We start from the raw sequence: 21,058 nt of genomic DNA, 5'->3' as shown, positions 1-21,058 counted from the left end.
ATTGTGATTGAGAATAATACCCCGGTTGTCACTATTGATGGTCCGGGTGGTTCCGGTAAGGGAACTATAGCGGGTTTGCTGGCTCGGGAGCTGGGCTGGCATCTGCTGGACAGTGGAGCTCTTTATCGTCTGACAGCGCTGGCTGCTATTAATCATGGTGTGGAACTGGATGATGAGGCCTCGCTGGAAGTTCTGGCTGCCCATCTTGATGTGCAGTTCCTTGCTGGCGATAACGAAGGTGGTGAATCTGGCATTGTTCTGGAAGGTGAGCATGTTGAGTCCGCCATCCGTAATGAAGAAGTCGGTATCAGTGCTTCAAAGATTGCTGCGCTGCCGGCGGTGCGTGATGCGCTGATGTCTCGCCAGCAGGCTTTTGCCGAATCTCCGGGCCTGATTGCTGATGGCAGAGATATGGGAACTGTGGTTTTTCCGGATGCTCCCGTGAAAATCTACCTGACCGCTGGTGCTGAAGAGCGGGCAAAGCGCCGCTATCTGCAGTTGCAACAACAAGGGGTGGATGTTAGCCTTGACCGCCTTTTGGCCGATATCCATGCCCGTGATGAGCGGGATATGAATCGCGCCGTAGCCCCATTAAAGCCAGCTGATGATGCAATCGTGCTGGACAGCACTAAACTAACCATTCAGGAAGTGCTGGGGCGAGTGCTGGATGTTATGCGTGAGCGTGGTGTTATTTGACACGCTGAATGCATTTCACCCCATAAAGAATTTTGCTTCTTTCCGCTTGTGGCGATCTACTCACGGAGAGAGGGTAACAGGTTGCAGCCCTTTAGGGCTGTGAAGGTGGATCAGTAGCCTTGTTACACAGAATTTCTGTTTTTTCTGTTGTAACGAAGGCCAGCGCTGGGCTGCTGACCATAATATTATTTGACCACGCAGGCTGGTGGCGTGGAGCAAATTACAGCATTACCATCCAACACCTCTCTTTATATGAGAGAGAAAAGGATGCTCTTCTGTTGTATTTACAGGATTTATAATGACTGACAGCTTTGCCGAACTCTTTGAAGAGAGTCTGAAAGAAATTGAAATGAAGCCAGGTTCCATCATCGATGGTATCGTGGTTGATATCGATGGTGACTGGGTTATCGTTCACGCGGGTCTGAAATCTGAGGGTGTTATCCCTGTAGATCAGTTCCGTGATGAAAACGGCGAAATCTCCGTTCAGATTGGCGACACTGTACAGGTTGCTCTGGATGCGGTTGAAGACGGTTTCGGTGAAACCCGTCTGTCCCGTGAGAAGGCTAAGCGCGCTGAGTCCTGGAAAGGTCTGGAAGCTGCCTTCGCATCCGAAGAAATCGTTAAGGGTGTTATCAGTGGTAAGGTTAAGGGTGGCTTCACCGTTGACGTTAACACTATCCGTGCATTCCTGCCTGGTTCTCTGGTTGACGTTCGTCCGGTTCGCGACACTGCGCACCTGGAAGGCAAAGAGCTGGACTTCAAGGTAATCAAGCTGGACCAGAAGCGTAACAACGTTGTTGTTTCCCGTCGTGCAGTTCTGGAAGCTGAGAACTCCGCTGAGCGTGAGCAGCTGCTGGAATCCCTGCAGGAAGGTCTGGAAGTTAAGGGTATCGTTAAGAACCTGACCGACTACGGCGCGTTCGTAGATCTGGGCGGTGTTGACGGCCTGCTGCACATCACCGATATGGCCTGGAAGCGTATCAAGCATCCAAGCGAAATCGTTAACGTTGGTGACGAAATCAACGTTAAGGTTCTGAAGTTCGATCGTGAGCGTAACCGCGTATCTCTGGGTCTGAAGCAACTGGGTGAAGATCCATGGGTTGCTATCAAGGCACGCTTCCCAGAAGGTTCCAAGGTAACTGGTCACGTAACCAACCTGACTGACTACGGCTGCTTCGTTGAGCTGGAAGAAGGTGTTGAAGGTCTGGTACACGTTTCCGAAATGGACTGGACCAACAAGAACATTCACCCATCCAAGGTTGTTAACCAGGGTGATGAAGTTGAGGTTATGGTTCTGGACATCGACGAAGAGCGTCGTCGTATCTCGCTGGGTGTTAAGCAGTGCAAGCAAAACCCATGGGAAGAGTTCGCGACTCTGAGCAGCAAGAGCGACGTTCTGAAGGGTACCATTAAGTCCATCACTGACTTCGGTATCTTCATCGGTCTGCCAGGCGGCATCGACGGTCTGGTTCACCTGTCCGACATTAGCTGGAACGAAACTGGCGAAGAGGCTGTACGTAACTACAAGAAGGGCGAGGAAGTCGAAGCTGTCATCCTGTCCATCGACGCAGAGCGTGAGCGTATCTCCCTAGGCATCAAGCAGCTGCAAAACGATCCTTTCGCCAACTACGTTGACGCTAATCAGAAAGGCGCCATCGTTAAGGGCGTGATCAAGGAAGTAACCGCTAAGGCTGCTACTGTGACTCTGGCTGACGAAGTTGAGGGTACTCTGAAGGCTTCCGAAATCAGCCGTGACCGCGTTGAAGACGCAACTACTCTGCTGAAGGCTGGTGAAGAGCTGGAAGCTAAGATTGTTAGCGTTGATCGTAAGAACCGCGTAATCAGCCTGTCTATCAAAGCGAAAGACGAAGCTGACGAAAAGGTTGCTATGAAAGAACTGCGTAGTAAGAAGCAGGACGTTGAAGCTGGTGGTCCTACCACTATCGGCGACCTGATCAAGGCGCAGATGGAAAGCAAGTAAAATATTGCTTTTCGGTCACTGCCTGTTTCGACAGGCAGTGACTTCTAAAAAACCGCAAAGGCAAAACCGAATGGTTATGTGTTTGCGGTTTTTTTTGTTTGTTGATCGTTTTAGGGTGTTAACTGCGTATGGCTTGATTCCTGTTTCAGGATTAGCTAATTTGGGGCTGCTGTACTTGGAAAGCACCTGTAAGTAGAAAAAAGCCAAGCGCATCATGATGTTGCTGTCTGGTGTGGTCAGGTATAGCGGATGGGGAGATATCCAAACAAGGGACGCTGTTTCTGCTTAGGCGGAAGGGGGGATAAGCGATGACCCGATCAGAATTGATCGAACGGATGACGGAAAGACAAAGTCAGCTGGCGATAAAAGATGTTGAGCTGGCGGTAAAGTCGATTATTGATGAATTGTCCGGCGCACTGGCTTCCGGTCAGCGCGTTGAAATTCGCGGGTTTGGCAGCTTTTCTCTGCATTTTCGTGCGCCGCGCATCGGCCGAAACCCTAAAACTGGAGATGCCGTAGACCTTTCCGGTAAATATGTTCCCCACTTTAAGCCAGGCAAAGAACTTCGGGAAAGAGTAAACGATTCTTTGTTGGTAGAAATGCGGCTTCGCAGTCGTTAATCTTTTATTCTGTTGTCTGGCTGGTTGTTAACACTGGCCTTCTCACCTCTGGCTGATTTTTCATGTTGATCAGGCTTCAAAAGTTTTTGCGTGCTCTTGGCTACTTGCTGGCCGCTGGTTTTTTTGTTGTTGTTTTTGCTGGTTTGATGCTGGCTAACAAGCAGAGTCTTGTTGTTGGATTCTGGAGTTGGTCTGCCCCTCCTCTTTCCCTGTCTGCGATCCTTTTTGTGGCGTTTTTTCTTGGTTGTATTTTAGGGGTGGGATTCTGTCTTTTCTCTGTATTTCGACTCACTCTGGCGAACCAAAGCTTGCGGCGAAAACTGAAACGCAGGGATGCTGAAATACAAAAGCTGAGGGTAAGCGCGTTACGGGGGTTGTCTTCCTAAATGGCTGACGTGGCGCTGCTGATTTTAATTCTCGTGTCTCTCGGTGTGGGGTTTCTGCTCGGTCGATATGAGAAACGCCGCCGGAATTTGGCTGAAAGTGCTGACACTCTCAGTAGTGAGTATTTCGTAGGTCTTAATTACCTTTTGAATGAGCAGACTGATGAAGCTATAGAAAGTTTTATCCGAGCTTTGGAAGTAAATGGCGATACTGTTGAGACTTTTGTTGTTCTTGGTCGTCTGTTTCGTCAGCGCGGAGAATTGGATAAAGCTATTCAAGCCCATCAGGATCTTCTTGCTCGTCCGAGCCTGACTCGTGAACAGATGCTGGATGTGCAACTTGAGCTAGCCAAGGATTATGTAACCGCAGGGCTTTTTGACCGGGCTGAAGCTTTGTTGGAGGATATTGTTCGGCAGAGTTGGAGGGGGTGGCATGAAAGTTTTAATGCCCTCCTGTTTGTTTATGAAACGGAAAGGGATTGGAAGAAGTGTGTCGTTTTGGTTGGGCGATTAAAAGGGCAGAGCTCTGATGATTATGCCTTCCGTCTTTCCCACTATTACTGTGAGCTTGCGGAAGCTGCTATTGACCACTCTGATGTTTTATCTGCCAGAAAGTATTTAAAGCTGGCGGGGCATGGTCACCGTTCCAATGTTCGGGTTTCGCTTCTACTAGGGCGTCTGGAAATGGCTGCTGGAAATTTTCGTGATGCTATTCGAGCCTTGGAAAAGATTGCTGAGCAAGATAAAAGATATATCTCAGAAAGTATTCCTCATCTTGAAGAGTCTTATTCCCATGTCCGCTCTGTTCGGGGGTTGACCTCCTATCTGGGGCGCTGCCTTCGTGATGCCCCGTCGTCAGCAGTCATTATGGCTTCAGCCCGGCTTGTTGCTCTACAGCAGGGAGATAAGGAGGCAGGTCGTTTTGTTGCGGAGCAGATTGTTAAACGCCCATCACTGAAAGGCTTGAATGCGTTGATAGATCTGCATTTGCAGATGACGGAAGGTCGTGCCAAGCAAAACCTGGCGATGCTGAGAGGGTTGACGGGACGTTTGGAAAGTTCCAAGCCTGTATATCGTTGTGAGCAGTGCGGCTTTGAAGGTAAAGAATTACACTGGAGCTGCCCGAAGTGTCATGAGTGGGGCACTATTAAGCCAATCATGGGGCTTGAGGGTGAGTAGATAGCCATTAAACTTTATTGAAGATACGTTGTAGAGATGGTTTTTGCTGGTGCATTCTTTATACTCAATGGCCCCTGATGGGGCTGTTTTTTTTAAATGAATAAAAGGAATGCTCGGCATGGCCTGCTCAAGCCCGCTTATTATTGCGCTTGATTATCCAAATGCAGAACAGGCTCTGGATATGGCTGACCAGCTTGATCCCGCACTTTGCAAGGTTAAGGTTGGTAAGGAATTGTTTACATCCGCTGGGCCTTCTGTTGTTGAGGGGTTGCAGAAAAAAGGGTTTGAGGTCTTCCTGGATCTCAAGTTTCATGATATTCCCAACACCACCAGTAAAGCGGTGCAGGCTGCCGCAAGCCTAGGAGTGTGGATGGTGAACGTGCATGCTTCAGGCGGGAGCCGGATGATGGAGGCTTGTCGCAATATTGTGGATAAGTCGAGTCATCAGCCGCTTTTGATTGCAGTTACTGTTCTTACCAGTATGGCACCTGAAGATATGGTTGAACTTGGCCTTCCCGAACCTGAAAAGCAGGTTCTCAGTCTTGCTGCGCTCTCTCAACGCAGTGGCATGGATGGCGTTGTTTGCTCTGCTCAGGAAGCTTCTTTGCTTAAGCGGGAGTTTGGTAAGGATTTTGCTTTGGTTACACCGGGTATTCGGCTTGCTGGCGATGCTCAGGGTGACCAGCGACGTATTGTGACTCCAGCGCAAGCGATGAGTAATGGTAGTGACTACCTTGTGATTGGGCGCCCAGTCACGCAATCGGAGAATCCGGTTGCAAAATTAGAAGATATAATAACAACTCTGCAGTAAAGCAGTAGGTGGTAACTTATGGATGAGTGGTTTGTGGTAAAAACCCGTCCACGCCAGGAAGAGCGGGCGGTTGAGAATCTCGCAAACCAGGGTTTTGCGGCTTTTTGTCCTCATATGCTGCGTAAGCGTAAGCAGCTGGGGCGTCGTGAAGCCTGTAAGAGAGAACCCCTGTTTCCGGGGTATATCTTTCTGCTTGATGAGAGTCGTGTGGGTGGGCAGCGCTGGGATCGGGTTCGCTCGACTCGGGGGGTTTCGGGTTTTATCCGGTTTGGTCAAATGCATGCCCGTGTATCGGATGAGTTTGTAGAAGGTCTTCGGGATAATGAAAAAGTCGGTAGTGTGGATGAGCTTTTTCAAGTTGGTCAGCCGGTTATTTTTACTGAGGGAGCTTACAAAAATCTTCCCGGTGTTTACCTGGCCAAACGAGGTGAAGATCGGTGCATTATTTTGATCAATATTCTCAATAGCGAACGAAGAATTCATGCCAATCTGGCAGATATTACCGCCTGATCATTTGATGTCTTGACTCATAAACTGAAGGCTATAAAGCCTTCAGTTCTTCTCTCAGTTTAAGAATTTCGTCCCGTGTCTGTGCAGCCTCTTCAAATTCGAGGTTGCGTGCATGGGTATGCATTTTCTCTTCCAGGTCTTTGATAAGTTTGGCGATATCCTGTGGTGAGTGGAGTTGTTGCTTGCTGACTTTATAGTCTGCTTTTTTCTCTGCCACTTTTTGTCTCTGTCTTCCCCGTCCTCCGGGAACTGCACCTTCCAGAATGTCGGTAATGTTTTTGCTGACCCCTTTGGGGGTTATGTTATGAATCTTATTGAACTCCATTTGCTTGGCGCGTCGTCGCTCGGTTTCATCGATTGCGCGCTGCATGGAGCCGGTCACTCTGTCGGCATACAGAATAGCCTTGCCGTTCAGATTTCGGGCGGCACGACCAATAGTCTGAATCAGTGAGCGGTCGCTTCGCAGAAAGCCTTCTTTATCCGCATCGAGAATGGCGACTAGTGAAACTTCAGGCATGTCCAAACCTTCCCGCAGAAGGTTAATGCCGACGAGAACATCAAAGGCTCCCAGTCGTAAATCACGAATAATTTCTACGCGTTCAACAGTGTCGATATCAGAGTGAAGATAGCGAACCCTTACACCGTTCTCGCCCAGATATTCGGTAAGGTCTTCAGCCATGCGTTTGGTCAGAGTGGTAACCAGAACACGATCTCCGTGGCTGGTCCGCTCTTGGATTTCACCGAGCAGATCATCAACCTGTGTAGTTGCCGGGCGCACCTCAATCTCTGGGTCTACAAGCCCCGTGGGCCGAACAACTTGCTCTACAACCTGATCCTGGTTGTCTTTTTCATAGTTGCCTGGTGTCGCCGATATGAAGATGGTTTGTGGTCGTTTACTTTCCCACTCTTCGAACATCATTGGGCGGTTGTCGAGAGCGGAGGGCAGACGAAAACCAAAGTTAACCAGTGTCTCTTTTCTTGATCTGTCGCCCTTGTACATTGCACCAATCTGCGGGGTGGTGACATGAGATTCGTCAATTAGCAGTAATGCGTCATCGGGCAAATAGTCAAACAGGGTTGGTGGTGGTTCACCCGGGCCTCGCCCAGAGAGATATCGGGAATAGTTTTCGATACCTGTGCAGTAACCAAGCTCCAGCATCATCTCAATATCAAAACGGGTGCGCTGTTCGAGGCGCTGAGCTTCAACAAGTTTGTCGTTGTCTCGTAAAAACTTGAGGCGCTCTTCCAGTTCAACCTTTATCGAATCGATTGCATCAAGAATGGTTTGTCTTGGGGTGACGTAGTGGGATTTTGGATAGATAGTGACCCGTGGAGCTTTGCGAAGAACTTCACCGGTCAGTGGGTCAAACCAGCTTATGTTTTCCAGTTCGTCATCGAACAGCTCGAGCCTTACGGCCTCTTTTTCCGATTCGGCAGGAAATACATCGATAACATCTCCCCGAACTCGGTAGGTGGCTCTCTGCAGTTCAACATCGTTGCGAGTGTATTGAAGTTCTGCCAGGCGACGAAGTATGCCGCGATGATCAATGCGATCTCCTCTGGAGAGATGCATCATCATCTTCAAATAAGACTCTGGGTCGCCAAGGCCATAGATAGCTGACACGGTTGCAACAATTATCGCGTCTTTACGTTCCAGAAGAGCTTTAGTGGCGGAAAGGCGCATCTGCTCAATGTGTTCATTAATTGATGCGTCTTTTTCAATAAAAGTATCTGAGGCGGGAACATAAGCTTCTGGCTGATAGTAATCGTAATAAGAAACAAAATACTCAACCGCATTGTTGGGGAAGAATTCCTTGAATTCGCCGTAAAGCTGGGCGGCCAGTGTTTTGTTTGGTGCCATGATCATGGTTGGGCGCTGCAGCTCAGCAATAACATGGGCAGAGGTAAAGGTTTTACCTGAGCCTGTTACGCCTAGTAGTGTTTGGCAGGCCAAGCCACTTTTCGCACCTTTTACCAGTTGTTGGATGGCATTTGGCTGATCTCCGGCAGGTTTGAAGGGAGAAACAACCTTCAGAGGAGTTGAACTCTGGATCATCGGGTTCCTGCTGTCGACATGGTGGGTTATGATAACTCCAGTTTGCATGGGGTAGAGTGTGAAATAAAGAGGAGAGAGGTGTGGATCAACGACTTTCCCGTCGGGTTCAGGCTGTAAAGCCTTCGCCGACACTGGCAGTAACGACACGTGCCGCAGAACTGCGGGCGTCGGGGAAAGATATTATCGGCCTCGGGGCGGGTGAACCCGACTTCGATACTCCCGATCATATTAAAGAAGCCGCAATTAAGGCCATCAATAATGGTCAGACAAAATACACAGCGGTTGACGGAACACCTTCCCTTAAAAAAGCTATTATCGAAAAGTTTCAGCGTGATAATGGTTTGACTTATCAGCCTTCACAGATTCTTGTGTCAGCTGGGGGGAAGCACAGCTTTTTTAATATGGCGCTGGCGCTCCTTAATGCCGGTGATGAAGTGATTATTCCTGCGCCTTACTGGGTGTCTTACCCAGATATGGTGCGTATTGCTGAGGGTGTTCCTGTTATTGTTGAAGCAGGAGCGGATAACAATTTTAAAATTACCGCTTCTCAATTACGCGCGGCAATGACTGAAAAAACACGGCTTGTGGTTTTGAACAGTCCTTCTAACCCAACGGGTATGGCCTACTCAGAACAAGAACTGAAAGAGCTGGCTGATGTGCTGCTTGAGTACCCGGATGTGTTGGTTGCTACAGATGATATGTATGAGCATATTCGCTGGGGTGATGAGGCTTTTGTAAATATTGTTAATGTGTGCCCAGAGCTTTATGAGCGTGCCATCGTTATGAATGGGGTCTCCAAGGCTTACTCCATGACCGGCTGGCGAATTGGTTATGTGGGCGGTCCCGAGTGGCTCATTAAGAATATGAAAAAGATTCAATCTCAGAGTACCTCGAATCCATGCTCTATTGCGCAGGCTGCTGCTGAAGCTGCACTTTCCGGCCCGCAGGAATGTGTTAAGGAAATGGTTGTTGCGTTCAAGCAGCGTCATGATCATGTCTTGAATCGCCTGAACCAGCTACCCGGTGTTGAAGCGCTTCCGGCGGACGGCACGTTCTATAGTTTCCCTGATTTCAGTGAAGCAATGGCTGCCGGTGGCTATAAGACAGATGTTGAATATGCAGAGGCTTTGCTGGAAGCTGGTGTGGCTCTTGTTCCTGGCTCTGCATTTGGGGCTCCCGGGCATATGCGACTGTCTTTTGCGACCAGTATGGAAAACCTTGATAAGGCGATTGATCGTTTGGCGGCTTTTTTAGGTCAGTAAGGGATTTATAGATGGACACCTGCATATGTTGGGTGTCCTTTATAATTTTTTTACTCTATGGCTGTTGACCAAGGCGAAAGCAGTCAGTAGACTTCGCTTCGAAATCGCAAGACAGATCCCCGATAGCTCAGTTGGTAGAGCAAATGACTGTTAATCATTGGGTCACTGGTTCGAGTCCAGTTCGGGGAGCCACTTTCTTATCGTTAAGATTTTTTATCTCTTAAAAGCCATTCGCTTTCCTTTCTTTATTTCAATCGATCAATAAACACACTCTTAAAAAATTTCCGATCCATTTGGGATGTTTGTGTTTCTGCGCAATACGAAGCCTTATTAATAATTAATTACCCTATTGGTTGCTTTAAATCTCAGAGTTCTTTTGGGGTTAGCCATTCGGGAAGATTGCTTCTGATTGTTGAGACTTGTATAGGCAATTGGTCATTGAATGGATATTCAGCCTAAAAAAACCTCCGCATAGAGGCGGAGGCATAGTCATAACTTTTATTAAATGAGGCTTGGTTTAGTCGGCCATCTCCTTCAGTTGATAAAGCAGATTCAGTGCTTCGCGAGGGGTCAGGTTATCCGGATTCAGGTCGTTTAACTCTTCAACTACAGGGTGGGTAGTGGCTGCGAATAGGTCCACTTGAGGGCTGATCATATCAACCTTTTTGCGGGTTGCAGGTGCCGAAGCAGGAGCTGGTGCTGTTTCCAGATCACCGGCTTCCAGTTGTTCCAGTCGGCCTTTGGCAAGCTGAATAACACTTCGGGGAACTCCCGCCAGTTGTGCAACCTGCAAACCATAACTCTGGCTGGCCGGACCTTCCTGAATGGCGTGCAGGAATACGATGCTATCCCCATGCTCGGTGGCATTGAGATGAACGTTAGCAACACCCGATGTTTCTTCCGGGAGTTGGGTTAGCTCAAAGTAATGGGTGGCAAATAGGGTGAAGGCTTTGACTTGATCAGCCAGATGACGGGCACAGGCCCAGGCCAGTGACAACCCGTCAAAGGTGCTGGTGCCGCGACCAACTTCATCCATCAGTACCAGGCTGCGCTCTGTGGCATTGTGGAGAATGCTGGCGGTTTCAGTCATTTCAACCATAAAGGTTGAGCGGCCACCGGCCAGATCATCCGATGAACCGATACGGGTAAAGATGCGATCTACCAAACCAATTTTTGCACTGGCTGCTGGCACATAGCTGCCAATATGAGCCAGTAGAACAATGAGTGCCGCCTGACGCATATAGGTCGACTTACCGCCCATGTTGGGGCCGGTAATTACCAACATGCGGTGATCGTTGTTCAACTCCAGACTATTGGCAACAAAAGGTTCTTCCAGAACCTGCTCAACAACTGGATGGCGACCTTCGTCAATGTGAAGGCCTGGCTCTTCGGTCAGTTCTGGGCGGCACAGATTCAGGGTTTGGCTGCGCTCTGTTAGGCTGGTAAGAACATCCAGTTCTGCAATGGCTGCGGCGGAGTCCTGCAGCAAGCCAAGGTTTTCATTGAGTTTTTCCAGCAGTTCTTCATAGAGGGCTTTTTCCCGGGCTAAAGCGCGGCTCTTGCTGGACAACGCTTTATCTTCAAACTCTTTCAGTTCAGGGGTAATAAAGCGCTCAGTGTTTTTCAGGGTCTGGCGGCGAATGTAATCAACCGGCGCATCATCAGATTCGCGGCGGCTAACTTCAATGTAATACCCATGAACGCGGTTAAAACCAACTTTCAGGGTGCTCAGGCCAGAGCGTTCTTTTTCCCGCTTTTCCAGATCGAGCAGGTAACCACCGGCGTTTTCGCTGAGGGCCCGCAGTTCGTCCAGCTCTTCGTCATAACCTGTAGCAATCACGCCACCATCACGAATAACAACCGGAGGGTTCTCAATAATACCCCGTTGCAGCAGATCAACTTCTTCCGGGAAAACACTAATACGTTCGGACAGCGTACCAAGAAGATCGCTGGCAACAGAAGTCAGATGGGTTTGAACCTCTGGCAGGCAGGAGAGCGCGTCGCGCAGGCGAGCCAGATCCCGTGGTCGGGCAGAGCGAAGGGCAACACGACCCAAAATGCGCTCAATATCGCCAATGCCGCGAAGAACCGGAGCAAGAGATTCGTATGTGTAATGTTCCAGTAGGCTGGCGATCGCATTCTGGCGAAGGTCTAGCTTCTTACGGTTGCAAAGTGGCCGATTCAACCACCGAGCCATCAGGCGACTGCCCATAGCAGTCGCGGTGCTATCCATGACAGAAAGCAAAGTATTGTCTTTGCCACCGTTAAGGTTGATATCCAGTTCCAGGTTGCTGCGACTAGCGGCGTCGAGAACAACGGTTTCTTCCCGGCGTTCTACAGCAATTGAGCGCAAATGTGGTAGTTCTGTGCGTTGAGTGTCTCGAACGTATTGCAGCAGGCAACCAGCTGCTTCAATGGCCACGCTCATTTGTTCACAACCAAAACCGGCCAGATCTTTAGTGGCGAACTGGCGGGTCAATAAGTCGTGGGCACTGTCACGATCAAAGCACCAAGGTGGCTGACGGTTTGTACCTTTGCGTTTAGCAATTTGATCTGGGAACGCACGATCTTCACTCAGCAGAAGCTCTCGGGGAGAGAGGCGCTGAACTTCACTGAGAACGGCTTCTTCCGTTTTTACTTCCATGACCCGGAAGCGACCGCTGGTGATATCCAGCCAAGCCATTCCGTACTCTTCTTTCTGGCGGTGAATCGCCATCAGCCAGTTATCACTCCGCTCTTCCAGCAGGGCTTCATCGCTGACGGTTCCTGGGGTGATAACCCGGGTGACTTTCCGTTCAACGGGACCTTTACTGGTAGCTGGGTCTCCAATCTGCTCTGCGATGGCGACTGATTCACCCAGTTTCACCAGTCGGGCCAGGTATCCCTCAGCGGCATGGTAGGGAATACCTGCCATGGGAATGGGTTCACCGGCGGAGTGTCCACGGGCGGTGAGGGTGATATCCAGCAGCTCGGCTGCTTTGCGAGCATCGTCATAGAACAGCTCGTAAAAATCCCCCATGCGGTAGAACACCAGTTGGTTGCGGTGCTCCTGCTTGATGCGCAAATATTGTTGCATCATTGGGGTATGGGTAGATTGTTTCTCTTTTGCCATCTGCAATCTGTCGTTTGAGCTGATTCTGAAAATGCGGGAAATCCGACCATCTTACCATGTGTGGACTTATTGAGCGTTTAAAAAATGAATTCTGTCGTTTGATTTTTTCTAGGGCCGGGTCAGGTGGCCCGGCCAGATCTGTTAGAGGTGGTTGGAGAGCATGGTCTGAGGGCTGAGATGCTGCATAATGCGTTCGTCATTCTCCGTGACCAGGTTTTTTGTGACCTTGTGAGTCAGGGGAATGTCCTTTTTCAGTTTCGGCAACAGCTCTCCCATAAATCCTGGTGGTGCACAAACCTGTAACGCCTGAAAGCTGTGCTGGTCATGGGCGTGGTTTATGGCCTTGGCGATTGTGCGAGTGAAGCGAGAGTTTTCCTGGTGTTTAGGGGAGCGGTCCGACGTTCCAAGACCTTGGTTTGCCATAGAGCTGGGACTTCGTGTTTTGGTCGCATGTCCAGTTCTATCAGTAACAAAATCCCCGTTATGCCAGCGCCCTTCTTCGTGTTGGATGTAATCAAGCAGTTGTAAGTAATGCCGGCGGGGTTGGAAGTTATACATGCAGGCCTGACTATTATCAGCCACAAGAACCCAGATGGGGTGCATAAGTTTATCCTCCGTAGAGTAGCGGAATAAAATTAGTCTATTTACGGGGATGTGCGGAAAGGAAAAATGCACACGACAGGCAGATCCCGTCGTATGCATGAGGCTTCTATATAGAAATGACTTAGTTGAGACCGTCTATGGTGACGTCTGGCAGGGTGGCTTCTTCAAGAATCACCTCTTCCTGAGCGGGCATCACTGTGGCTTTACCTTTTACAACCATCTGCCCATCCTGATTTACGACGTTAGTAGCAATAGTTGCCATTTTGGTTCGTTCATTTTTTTCCAGAACTTCTAACTGCACAGTCAGCTCATCACCAACTTTTACCGGGCGCAAAAACTTCAGCTCCTGACCGCGGTAAACACCACCAGGGCCAGGCATAACCATTGCCAGAGCTGCGGAAATTAAAGAGCCAGTCCACATGCCATGTGCAATACGTTCGCCAAATTGAGTGGTTGACGCGAACTCTTTATCCACGTGAATGGGGTTGTGGTCGCCGGATACAGTGGCGAACAAAATCAAATCCCGCTCGGTGAGTGTGCGCTGGTAAATTGCGGTGTCACCAATGTTGAGTTTGTTGTAAGGCGCGTTTGCCAGGGTTGTCACGCAGATGTCCTCATAAAACTGAGACTTAACCTCCGGTGTTTTGTGTGACCTCGGGCTCCATCTGCAGTTTGTTTTTGTCAGGGGTATGACGTTCCAGCCAGGAAAGTAATTTGGCTGTTACTTCATCTCGATTGGTTTCATTCAGCATTTCATGGCGGCCATCTGGCCAGATATCGCATGTGATATCTGTGATGCCCGCGCTGGAAAGACTGTCAGCCAGCTTTCGCAGACCTTTGCCAGCCTGGCCGACGGGATCCCGATCCCCACCAGTAATATATAAAGGTAGCCGGGAATCGATTTTTTTCAGGGCGGAAACAGATGAAATGGATAGCAGCCCATGAAAAAGATCCAGCCATAAACCATTGGTGCACTGAAAGCCACACAGTTTGTCGGCTATATAAACATCGACCTCTGCCGGATCCCGGGAAAGCCAATCGAATAAAGTGCGAACAGGTTTAAACGCGTTGTTATACGAGCCGAACGTGAGTGTGTCAACCAGCTTGCTGCAGCCCGTTGAGCCAATGCGGTAACTCTCAAGTAATGTGACCAGGCGCCCAAGCTTCAGTAATAACCGTGGGGCAAAGTTCGAACCAGACAGAAGCGCACCAGTCAGGTGGTGTGGTTTCTGCATCAGCCAGGCCTGGGTAATAAAGCTCCCCATGCTGTGGCCAAAAATAAAAAGTGGCACGCCAGGGCAAAAACTGTGCAGATGATCCCAGGCGTAATCAACATCTTCCACGACCTTTTCCCAGCCACGCTCATGGGCAAATGTGCCTAGCTCGAACTCCGGGGTGTCAGGGCCGTGCCCTCGATGGTCAATGGCCATCACAGTGTAACCGGCACTATTCAACACTTCAGCAAAGCGGGCATATCGTTGTCCGTGTTCAGCCATGCCATGAAGGATAAGAACAGCACCTCTGGGGTGTTCCACAGACCAGCGATAGGCTGGTATGCGGTGATGATCGCAGGAGTCCAGATGAAATTTACTGAAAACCATGACTTTCCCCTGAATTTCAAGTGTGTATTGATAAATACACCTTTATGTTTTTGTTGTTATTTAAGGCTGTTCTTTCGCTATGGTGACAGATCAAGCCGGTAAACTGCAAATGCCGCTCAGGTAACCGTTTTGTGATTTTTCTTTTCTCTATATATCAATGGGTTACTGGATTGAAACACGTAAAAACTGTTAATCTACACCGCTATTTTCAGCAGTTTCTGAAATAACTTTCCCATTTTTCATCTGTATATGCCCTACAAAGGCCTGATGTTCTCGCTATATTCGACCTGTTTCATCAATAAATATGGCCTGAGCAAGACAGACTGATGGGCACGAGGTTGATTTAGAGGTTGTCTGCCTTGGCCGGAGAGTCGGATCAGGGAGAGTTGCTAACCGTTTTCAGTATTTGCGGAAATTTTGCCCTGGTGCTTGCCGGGCAGGGTGCATCCGTTATATCAGGAGTCAGAACATGAGTGGGAATTTTTGGGCCGAGAAGTACCCTGAAGGGATCGCCCCAAATATTGGTGAGGTGTCGTATTCTTCGATTCTGGATGTTCTTGATCTGGCCTGTGAGAAATTTCAACACAAACCTGCTTTTTCCAATCTTGGTAAAACCATAACCTATGGCGACCTGGACGCTTTAAGTGACCGTTTTGCTGCCTGGCTTCAGCATGAAACAGACCTTGTTCCCGGGGATCGTATCGCCGTTCAGCTGCCCAACCTGATGCAGTTTCCGGTTGTTGTTTTCGGTGCATTGAAAGCAGGGCTGATTATTGTGAATACCAACCCGCTTTATACTGAGCGGGAAATGGAACACCAATTTAAGGATTCCGGTGCCAAAGCTCTTGTTGTACTGGCGAATATGGCGCACCTTGCTGAAGTCGTGGTTCCAAAAACGGGTATCAAGCACGTTATTGTGACTGAAATCGGGGATATGTTGCCGCCGCTAAAGCGTTTTGTTGTGAACAATGTTGTTCGCCATGTGCGCAAAATGGTTCCGGCTTTTAATCTTCCTGCTGCTGTACCTTTTAATGAAACTTTGGCCAAAGGAGCCGGCCTTTCCCTGAAACGTCATCACGCCAATGCGTCCGATACCGCTGTGCTTCAGTACACGGGCGGAACCACTGGTGTCGCTAAGGGGGCAGAGTTAAGCCATGCCAATATTATTGCCAATATGATGCAGATTCTGGGGATGGTGAAGAAAGATATCGTACTTGGTGGCGAGCTGATTGTGGCACCACTGCCGCTTTACCATATCTACTCCTTTACCGTGCATTGCATGGTTGGTCTGGTGACCGGTATGCACAGTCTGCTGATTACTAACCCAAGGGATCTGAAATCCTTTGTTAAGGATCTGCAGAAGTATCCTTTCACCATGATGGTGGGCCTGAATACTTTGTTTAACGGCCTGATGAAAAACCAGGACTTTCAGCGTCTGGATTTCTCCCGCCTGAAAATTACGCTGTCTGGTGGAATGGCTCTGCAGATGGATACTGCCAAACGCTGGGAAAAAATGACCGATTGCGCCATTAACGAAGGTTATGGCATGACCGAAGCTTCTCCCGTGGTGACTCTGAACCCTCTGTCTGGCAATCGTCTTGGTAGTATTGGTATGCCACTGCCGTCTACCGAAGTGAAGCTTGTTAATGACAATGGCGAAGAGCAGGGTATTGGAGAAACCGGTGAGCTCTGCATTCGTGGTCCCCAGGTAATGAAAGGCTACTGGCAGCGTCCGGAAGAAACTGCCACAACCCTGAGCGAAGATGGTTGGCTCAGTACCGGTGATATTGCCACTATTGATGAAGATGGCTACCTGCGTATTGTTGACCGTAAAAAGGATATGATCAGCGTTTCAGGGTTCAACGTTTACCCTAATGAGCTGGAAGATGTGCTGGCCCGCCATCCGGATGTAGAACTTTGCGCGGCTATTGGTGTGCCCTGTGAAAAAACAGGTGAGAAGATCAAAGTCTTTGTGGTAACCAAAAACTTGGCATTAACGTCTGATGACGTACGTAATCATTTCCGCCAGTATGTAACCGGCTACAAAGTGCCTAAGCTGGTGGAGTTCCGCAGTGAGCTGCCCGTCACTAATGTGGGTAAAATCCTGCGTCGGGCTCTGCGTGATGAAGAGCTTGCCAAGACTGCAAAAGAACCAGCCACTGCTGAGTAATTAAGAGATTAGCAACAGTAAAGCATGACAGATCGGGATAACCGCAAAGACAGGGCAGCTGTTGCTGCAGAGATTGAAGACAGTCTGATTCGTGATCGCTACTGGCTGAAACGTCAGTGGCGAAGTTGGAAACGACTGTCTGGTAAGGAAAAAGGCCGCTTTTATCAGCGGTTGGAACGTTCCTGCCAGCAGAGTCGTGCACGTCGTGAGCAGTCAGTGAAACTGAACTGGGACGACTCCCTTCCTGTTGTTCAGAAAAAAGAAGAGATTGCGCGACTGATTGCTGACAATCAGGTTGTTATTGTTGCCGGTGAAACCGGATCGGGTAAAACCACTCAGCTTCCAAAGATCTGCCTTGAATTAGGGTTGGGCGTACATGGTCTGATAGGGCATACCCAGCCTCGTCGACTGGCAGCTCGCTCCGTGGGCAGCCGTATTGCCGAAGAACTGGAAGCAGAGTTTGGTGGGCTGGTTGGTTACCAGGTGCGCTTTACTGATCAGGTCAGTGAGCAAACCCGCGTTAAGCTGATGACTGATGGTATTCTGCTAGCTGAAATTCAGAATGATCGTTTCCTGAATGGCTATGACACTCTGATCATCGATGAGGCTCATGAGCGCAGCCTCAACATCGATTTCCTTCTGGGCTATTTAAAGCTGCTGTTGCCAAAACGCCCGGATCTGAAAGTTATTATTACCTCCGCCACTATCGATGTTGAGCGTTTCTCCAGGCACTTTGCTAATGAAAAAGGTGTTGGCGCTCCCGTTATAGAAGTTTCCGGTCGTACGTTTCCTGTCGAAACCCTGTATCGCCCACTTGCTGAATTGGAAGTGGAAACAAAAGATGGTGATGAACGCCAGATGCAGGGTATTTACCAGGCTCTGGAAGAGATCGAAGACTTTGAACGCGGTGGTATAGGTCATCGTCTGGGTGATGTGCTGGTTTTCCTGCCCGGTGAACGAGATATTCGCGAAACCGCAAAGTTTCTGCGAGATAAAAAGCTCCGGGATACTGAAATCCTTCCCCTTTATGCCCGGCTGACTAACGCTGAGCAGAACCGTATTTTTCAGTCGCACCCTGGTCGTAGAGTTATTCTCTCCACCAACGTGGCGGAAACATCTCTGACAGTTCCGGGTATTCATTATGTAATTGATCCGGGTACGGCGCGCATCAGCCGTTACAGTGTTCGCAGCAAAGTGCAGCGGTTGCCGGTGGAAGCTGTTTCGCAGGCTTCGGCCAATCAGCGGAAAGGCCGTTGTGGTCGTGTCGCAGAAGGTATCTGTATTCGCCTTTACGATGAGGCGGATTTCCTGAGTCGGCCAGAGTTTACTGATGCCGAAATTTTGAGAACTAATCTGGCCGCAGTAATTCTGCAGATGCTCAAGCTTGGACTGGGTGATGTTACCAAGTTCCCGTTTGTGGATCGGCCAGATAACAGCGCCATCAATGATGGTTATAAATTGCTGCAGGAGTTGGGAGCTGTTGATAAGAACGGCCGCCTGGCCCGTGTTGGTAATCAACTGTCTCGCTTGCCAATCGACCCGCGTATTGGTCGAATGATTCTGGCAGCACATGATACCAATGCAGTTGATGAGTTATTGATCATTGCCAGTGCATTGGCTGTTCAGGATCCAAGAGAACGTCCGGCTGAAAAGAAACAGGCTTCTGATCATGCTCACCGGGAATTTTACGATGATGACTCTGATTTTCTTACCTATGTAAACTTGTGGCGCTGGTATGAAGAGCAGCGACAGGAGCTTTCTTCCAATCAATTACGCAAACTGTGCAAAAAGCATTTCCTCAGCTTTATGCGGATGCGGGAATGGAAGGATATGCATCGCCAGCTGGCTCTGGTGTGCAAAGACCTGAAGCTTCTCCATAACAATGAACCTGCCACTTATGCGGATGTTCACAAAGCACTTTTAGCAGGTTTGCTCAGCCATCTGGGTAATAAAACCGAAGAGGCAGATTATCTCGGAGCTCGCAACCGCAAGTTCTGGGTGTTCCCTGGTTCTGGTTTATTTAAACGTAAACCCAAATGGGTGATGACCGCAGAGCTGGTGGAAACCTCCAAGCTTTACGCCCGCACCGTGGCGAAAGTGGAACCTTCCTGGATTGAGCCGCTAGCTGGTCATCTTATTAAACGCAACTGGTTTGAGCCTCACTGGGAAAAGAAGCAGGCTCGTGCGGTTGCCTACGAGCAGGCAACACTTTACGGGTTGGTAATTTATTCCCGCCGGAAAGTGCATTACGGCACCATTGATCCGGTTGTGTCCCGGGAGTTATTGATCCGGGAAGGCTTGGTCGCCGGACACTACACATCTAAAGCACCGTTCTTTGCCCATAATCAGCAGCAGATTTCTGAAGTTGAGGAGTTGGAGGCCAAGTCTCGGCGTCAGGATATTCTGGCGGATCCGGAAACTTTGTTTGCTTTTTATAATGACCGTATTCCGTCTGATGTGGTGAATGGCGCTGGATTTGAATCCTGGCGTAAAAAAGCAGAAAAAGAAGAACCAAAGGTTCTGTTCCTGACCAAAGAGTATTTGATGCAGCATGATGCTGCTCATGTGACGGCGAACCAGTATCCGGATCGCCTGAAACATGAAGGCATGGAGTTACCACTGACTTATCACTTCTCTCCAGGAGATGAAGATGATGGTGTGAGTGTTTCTGTGCCAGTTTCTCTTTTACAGCAGCTCCCTAAACAGCGTCTGGAATGGCTGGTACCCGGCATGCTGGAAGAAAAGGTTGTGGCACTGATCCGCTCGTTACCTAAACAGATTCGTAAGAACTTTGTGCCGGTTCCCGATTACAGCAAGGCGGCGATGGAAGGGTTAAATGCCTGTGATGAATCCCTGACTGAGTTGCTGGGCGTAAAGCTATTTCGTATGAGTGGCGTGCGCATTCCGGAAGATGCCTGGAAGCCGGAGACCCTTGATGACCACTTCCTGATGAATATCCGGGTGCTGGATGATGACGGTAGGCTGCTGGGGCAGGGGCGTGACTTCTCCAAACTGCGGGAGAAATTTGCTGACAAGGCACAATCCAGCCTGCGGGATATGACCGACAAAGGCATGGAGCAAACCGGTATTACCAGTTGGACTCTGGGAGAATTGCCGGAAGAGGTGCGCCAGACTCGGGGAGGGTTGTTGTTCCGTTCATTCCCTGCGCTGGTGGATGAGAAGGATTCTGTGTCCCTGCGTTTGTTTGATAGCCCGGAGATGGCCAGAGAAGAAATGGTCTGGGGTATGGCGCGGTTAATACGTCTTTCTCTTGCTGAGCAGGTGCGCTTTATGCTCAAACAGATGAAGAATCTGAACCGGATAACGGTTCTGGCGGTTAACTCCGTGCCGAAGACCGTATTGCTGGAAGATATCGAATTGTTCGTGATTCGCTATGTTTTCCTCAATGATGAAAGCCAGTGGCCCAGAAATGAAAATGGCTTCCGAACTCTTATTGCGCAACATAAGGCCGATCTGGTGCCGTTTGCCGAGAAGCTGGATAAACTGCTGCTGGATATTTTTACTCGTAATAACGCTATTCAGAAACGTTTGAAAGGTAAGTTATCTTTTCAGGTGGCTTTGTCGATGTCCGATATTCAGGCTCAGTTGGGTAATCTTATTTTCAAAGGTTTTTTGCGCCAGACTCCTATGGATTGGCTGGAACAGTTTCCCCGCTATCTTTCTGCGGTTGAACAGCGGCTGGATAAGCTTGGTGCTAATTTTAACCGGGATCGGGTGCAGACCGATGAGCTTCAGCATTTGCAGGAAGCCTGGAGCGCTCGGCGAGAGGCTCTTGCCAAGCAGAAAATTGTTGATGCCACTCTTTGGGAGTATCGCTGGATGCTGGAGGAGTACCGGGTATCACTGTTTGCCCAGAGTTTGAAAACACGGATGCCGGTTTCTGACAAACGCCTGCGTAAACTCTGGGAAGAGGTTTCCGTTCCCTAGAAAAGGGTAAAGAGTTGGCTGCTTATACCAACTTTGTTGCCTTAATGTTACAGCGGCAGATCTTAGGTTTTATTGGTCTGCCTGCTGCTATACCATCAGCCAAATAATAAAATCTGGCATCTTTTT

At 49.3% G+C, this 21,058-nt stretch carries 15 protein-coding genes and 1 tRNA gene; 11 read left to right on the top strand and 5 right to left on the bottom strand.

From position 1 onward, the window contains the following. The first annotated feature begins 6 nt into the window (after positions 1-6). From cmk to ACY2RR_RS13410, 7 genes are all read left to right on the top strand, one after another. Complete coding sequence (cmk, locus tag ACY2RR_RS13440; protein ID WP_490108713.1) at positions 7-696, top strand: (d)CMP kinase; 690 nt, start codon at positions 7-9, stop codon at positions 694-696. 298 nt (positions 697-994) lie between these two features. Next, complete coding sequence (gene rpsA / locus ACY2RR_RS13435; RefSeq protein ID WP_490108665.1) at positions 995-2,677, top strand: 30S ribosomal protein S1; 1,683 nt, start codon at positions 995-997, stop codon at positions 2,675-2,677. A 308-nt stretch (positions 2,678-2,985) separates the two neighbouring features. After that, entirely contained in the window at positions 2,986-3,297 is a 312-nt protein-coding gene (gene ihfB, locus ACY2RR_RS13430) for an integration host factor subunit beta (RefSeq protein WP_490108664.1), read from the top strand. Between the two features lie 62 nt (positions 3,298-3,359). Continuing rightward, positions 3,360-3,683 carry a lipopolysaccharide assembly protein LapA domain-containing protein gene (locus tag ACY2RR_RS13425; RefSeq protein WP_490108663.1) on the top strand — a complete coding sequence of 108 codons (324 nt, stop codon included), beginning with the start codon at positions 3,360-3,362 and terminating at the stop codon, positions 3,681-3,683. Further along, positions 3,684-4,859 carry a lipopolysaccharide assembly protein LapB gene (lapB, locus tag ACY2RR_RS13420; protein ID WP_490108662.1) on the top strand — a complete coding sequence of 392 codons (1,176 nt, stop codon included), beginning with the start codon at positions 3,684-3,686 and terminating at the stop codon, positions 4,857-4,859. 118 nt (positions 4,860-4,977) lie between these two features. Next, a complete protein-coding gene (pyrF, locus tag ACY2RR_RS13415) occupies positions 4,978-5,670 on the top strand; it encodes an orotidine-5'-phosphate decarboxylase (protein ID WP_490108661.1) in 693 nt (230 codons plus the stop codon). Positions 5,671-5,688: 18 nt separating this feature from the next. Further along, positions 5,689-6,180: a transcription termination/antitermination NusG family protein gene (locus ACY2RR_RS13410; protein WP_490108660.1), complete on the top strand. Its 492-nt coding sequence runs from the start codon at positions 5,689-5,691 to the stop codon at positions 6,178-6,180. A gap of 31 nt (positions 6,181-6,211) precedes the next feature. On the opposite strand, the gene uvrB is transcribed toward ACY2RR_RS13410, so the two are convergent. After that, positions 6,212-8,236 (bottom strand): excinuclease ABC subunit UvrB, encoded by a 2,025-nt coding sequence (uvrB, locus tag ACY2RR_RS13405; protein WP_490108659.1) that lies wholly within the window; start codon positions 8,234-8,236, stop codon positions 6,212-6,214. Between the two features lie 80 nt (positions 8,237-8,316). Between uvrB and ACY2RR_RS13400 the strand changes: the two genes are divergently transcribed. Both ACY2RR_RS13400 and ACY2RR_RS13395 read left to right on the top strand, forming a co-directional pair. Then, the gene (locus tag ACY2RR_RS13400) at positions 8,317-9,498 is read left to right on the top strand and encodes a pyridoxal phosphate-dependent aminotransferase (RefSeq protein WP_490108658.1); all 1,182 of its coding nucleotides are present in this window, start codon (positions 8,317-8,319) and stop codon (positions 9,496-9,498) included. A gap of 116 nt (positions 9,499-9,614) precedes the next feature. Next, a tRNA-Asn gene (locus ACY2RR_RS13395) sits at positions 9,615-9,690 on the top strand. Between the two features lie 325 nt (positions 9,691-10,015). On the opposite strand, the gene mutS is transcribed toward ACY2RR_RS13395, so the two are convergent. The 4 genes from mutS to ACY2RR_RS13375 all read right to left on the bottom strand — a co-directional run bounded on the left by mutS (position 10,016) and on the right by ACY2RR_RS13375 (position 14,814). Next, positions 10,016-12,610, bottom strand: coding sequence for a DNA mismatch repair protein MutS (gene mutS / locus ACY2RR_RS13390; RefSeq protein ID WP_490108657.1), 2,595 nt, complete (start codon positions 12,608-12,610; stop codon positions 10,016-10,018). Between the two features lie 141 nt (positions 12,611-12,751). Then, positions 12,752-13,213, bottom strand: a complete 462-nt coding sequence (locus ACY2RR_RS13385) for a host attachment protein (RefSeq protein ID WP_490108656.1) — start codon at positions 13,211-13,213, stop codon at positions 12,752-12,754. A 121-nt stretch (positions 13,214-13,334) separates the two neighbouring features. After that, the gene (locus ACY2RR_RS13380) at positions 13,335-13,817 is read right to left on the bottom strand and encodes a MaoC family dehydratase (protein WP_490108655.1); all 483 of its coding nucleotides are present in this window, start codon (positions 13,815-13,817) and stop codon (positions 13,335-13,337) included. Positions 13,818-13,842: 25 nt separating this feature from the next. Continuing rightward, positions 13,843-14,814 carry an alpha/beta hydrolase gene (locus ACY2RR_RS13375; RefSeq protein ID WP_490108654.1) on the bottom strand — a complete coding sequence of 324 codons (972 nt, stop codon included), beginning with the start codon at positions 14,812-14,814 and terminating at the stop codon, positions 13,843-13,845. Between the two features lie 469 nt (positions 14,815-15,283). Between ACY2RR_RS13375 and ACY2RR_RS13370 the strand changes: the two genes are divergently transcribed. Both ACY2RR_RS13370 and hrpA read left to right on the top strand, forming a co-directional pair. Then, a complete protein-coding gene (locus tag ACY2RR_RS13370) occupies positions 15,284-16,984 on the top strand; it encodes an AMP-binding protein (RefSeq protein ID WP_490108653.1) in 1,701 nt (566 codons plus the stop codon). A 24-nt stretch (positions 16,985-17,008) separates the two neighbouring features. Continuing rightward, a complete protein-coding gene (hrpA, locus tag ACY2RR_RS13365; protein ID WP_490108652.1) occupies positions 17,009-20,932 on the top strand; it encodes an ATP-dependent RNA helicase HrpA in 3,924 nt (1,307 codons plus the stop codon). The last annotated feature ends 126 nt before the right edge of the window (positions 20,933-21,058 follow it).

The organism is Parendozoicomonas sp. 2304DJ65-17 (assembly GCF_058148445.1).
This window is presented reverse-complemented; position numbering and strand designations above follow the sequence as displayed.